A 3,037-nucleotide genomic window follows, 5' to 3' on the forward strand; every position below is an offset into this window, starting at 1 on the left:
ACTTCCGGGGCATCCGCGTGGGGCGCCTTCCATCGGGCGAGCGCGTCGAGCCGGTCGAGCAGCCGCCGCGTCTTGACGCTGGCGCCGCTGCCCAGCTCCACCAGCTCGGCGCCGGGGGGCACGTGGGCCGCGATCCGGTCGAGGGAGGCGGCCAGGATCTCCCGCTCGGCCCGGCCGAGGTAGTATTCGGGCAGCTCGGTGATCCGCTCGAACAGGGCGCTGCCGGTCTCGTCGTAGAACCACTTGGGCGACAGGGCCTTGCGGCCGAAGGGGCGCATCAGCCCCTCGACGGCGGCGGCCATCAGCTCGGGGTTGGTCGGCTCCGGTGCGGGCTGGTCGGGGTCGGCCAGCTGGGGCTCGGGCAGGCGCGAGGCATCCATCTCAGCAGTCCCTCGCCAGGCGCAGGCCCATCATCTGCCAGCGCAGGTGCGGGTGGAAGAAATTGCGGTAGCTCGCCCGCATCTGCCGCGAGGGCGTGGCGCAGGAGCCGCCGCGCAGCACGAACTGGTTGGCCATGAACTTGCCGTTGTATTCGCCGATCGCCCCCTCCGGCGGGCGGAAGCCGGGGTAGGGGGAGAACGGGCTCGAGGTCCATTCCCAAACGTCACCCCAGGGCGAGCCGCCGGGCAGCGGGCGCAGCGCGCCGCCGTCGAGGAAATTGCCCTCGATCGGGCGGTCGGCGAAGGCGGTCTCCCACTCGGCCTCGGTGGGCAGGCGGGCGCCGGCCCAGCGGGCGAAGGCGTCGGCCTCGTAGAGGCTGACATGGCAGACCGGCGCGTCGAGGTTCAGCGGCTGCGGGCCGCGCAGGGTGTAGGTCCACCACGCCCCGTCCTCGCGCCACCAGTAGAGGGGCGCGTCCCAGCCGCGCCGCTCGCGCTCGGCCCAGCCGTCGACCAGCCACAGGGTCTGGGCGTCGTAGCCGCCGGCCTCGATGAAGGCGATCCAGTCGCGGTTGGAGACGGGACGCTCGGCGATCTCGAACGGGGCGAGCCACACGGGGTGGCGGGGCTGCTCGCAGTCGTAGGCGAAACCCTCGCCGTCATGACCGATCTCGACCAGGCCGCCGTCGTGGCGGGAGAATGTCAGGGGGACCTCCTCGCCGACCGGCATCGGCTCGGGGTCGCGGTAGACGGGCAGCAGCGGGTTGAACGACAGGCCGTGCAGCAGGTCGGTGACCAGCAGTTCCTGGTGCTGCATCTCGTGGTGGCAGCCCAGCTCGACCAGCGCCGCGACCTCCGGGTCCGCGGGGCCGCCGGCCAGCAGCGGGGCCATCGCCTCGTCCACCACCCGGCGGTAGTCCAGCACCTCCTGCACCCCGGGGCGCGAGACCAGCCCCCGCTTGTCGCGGGCATGCCGCGGCCCGGCCTGCACGTAGTAGGAGTTGAACAGGAAGGCGAAGCGGTCGTCGGGCGAGCGATAGCCCGGGGCATGCGGGCGCAACACGAACTCCTCGAAGAACCATGTGGTATGCGCCAGATGCCACTTGGCGGGGCTCGCCTCGGGCATCGACTGCAGCATCATGTCCTCGGGCCGCAGCGGCGCGGCCAGCGCGTCGGTGGTCGCACGGACATGGGCGCAGAGGCTGGCGACGTCCTCGCCGGCGGCGGGGGGCTGGGCGGCGGCGGGGCGAAGCGCCCGGGCGTTGGTCGTCACGAGGACCCTCCTGACGGTTGCGCGATCTTCGGGGAGATCGAACCCGCGACGCCGAGGGATGTTCCAGAACCCGCCAAAATTTCTCCGGATTCTTCTTGAACAAAAACCTCGCCCGCCAGTTGGAAATGTGATTGCGACGAGGATGAGGCCTTCATGACCGACCGCACGCGCCCGCTCGGGCCAGCAGGGCCCCCTCGGCACGACCCGCAGCGCCCCGACGCGGACACCCCGGTCTATGAGCGGGCGACGGGCGGCTGGGGGTTCGTTGCAGGGGGTGATGCGGGCCTGGGGCGCGGCCAGACCCTCGGCCGAGGCGCTGGGGATCCTGGCGCGGCTGAACAAGCCGGGCGGCGTGATGTGCACCGGCTGCGCCTGGGCCAAGTCCGCCGAGCCGCGCCCGGCCGAGTTCTGCGAAAACGGCGCCAAGGCCACCTTCTGGGAGCTCGACCGACGCCGCGCCGACGCCGCCTTCTGGGAACGCCATACCCTGGCCGAGCTGCGCGGCCTGCACGACCACGACCTCGAGTCCGCCGGCCGCCTGACCGAGCCGCTGCGCTACGATCCCGAGAGCGACCGCTACCTGCCCGTCTCCTGGCAGGAGGCCTTCGCCCGGATCGGCGCCGCCCTGCGCGCCCATCCGGCGAAGGAGAGCGTGTTCTACGCCTCGGGCCACTCGGGGCTGGAGGCGTCGTATCTCTACGCGCTGTTCGCGCGGGCCTTCGGCCACCAGAACCTGCCGCAGTCCTCCAACATGTGCCACGAGACCACCAGCGTGAACCTCAAGGCCCTGCTGGGCACGCCGGTGGGGACCTGCACGCTCGAGGATTTCGAGCAGTGCGACGCGATCTTCTTCTTCGGCCAGAACACCGGAACCTCCAGCCCGCGGTTCCTGCACGTGCTCAAGCGGGTGGTGGAGCGGGGCGGGCGGATCGTCACCTTCAATCCGCTGCGCGAACGGGGCCTGCTGGCGTTCACCGACCCCCAGGACCTGGTGCAGATGACGGTCGGCGCGCCCACGCGGATCTCGGAGAAATACTACCAGGTCCGCCCGGGCGGCGACGTGGCGGTGCTCGCGGGGCTGATGAAATGCGTGCTCGCCGCCGAGGACGCCGCCCCCGGCGCCGGGCTCGACGCCGCCTTCATCGCCGAGCACACCGAGGGCTTCGAAGCGGCTGCGGCCGCCGTGCGCGAGGTCTCCTGGGCGGAAATCGAGCGCCACTCGGGCCTGACCCGCGAGATGATCGAGGAGGCGGGGCGGATCTACCTCGGCTCGAAGCGGGTCATCGGCATCTACGGCATGGGGCTGACCCAGCACGTCAACGGCTGGCTGAACCTGGGCATGTTGGTGAACCTGTTCCTGATGCGCGGCCAGGTGGGGCTGCCG

General features: G+C 71.6%; 3 protein-coding genes. 1 reads left to right on the forward strand and 2 read right to left on the reverse strand.

The annotated features are described in order from the left end of the window. The coding region (locus AAC134_RS23695; RefSeq protein ID WP_339952259.1) for an L-histidine N(alpha)-methyltransferase at positions 1-380 on the reverse strand (380 nt) is incomplete at its 3' end. Position 381: 1 nt separating this feature from the next. Further along, positions 382-1,653, reverse strand: a complete 1,272-nt coding sequence (egtB, locus tag AAC134_RS23700; RefSeq protein ID WP_339952261.1) for an ergothioneine biosynthesis protein EgtB — start codon at positions 1,651-1,653, stop codon at positions 382-384. A gap of 235 nt (positions 1,654-1,888) precedes the next feature. Between egtB and AAC134_RS23705 the strand changes: the two genes are divergently transcribed. After that, positions 1,889-3,037 (forward strand): molybdopterin-dependent oxidoreductase (locus AAC134_RS23705; protein ID WP_339952263.1); only part of this gene is annotated, 1,149 nt, incomplete at its 3' end.

Origin of the sequence: uncultured Albimonas sp. (assembly GCF_963977235.1) — a bacterium.
Taxonomy (GTDB): Bacteria; Pseudomonadota; Alphaproteobacteria; order Rhodobacterales; family Rhodobacteraceae; genus Albimonas.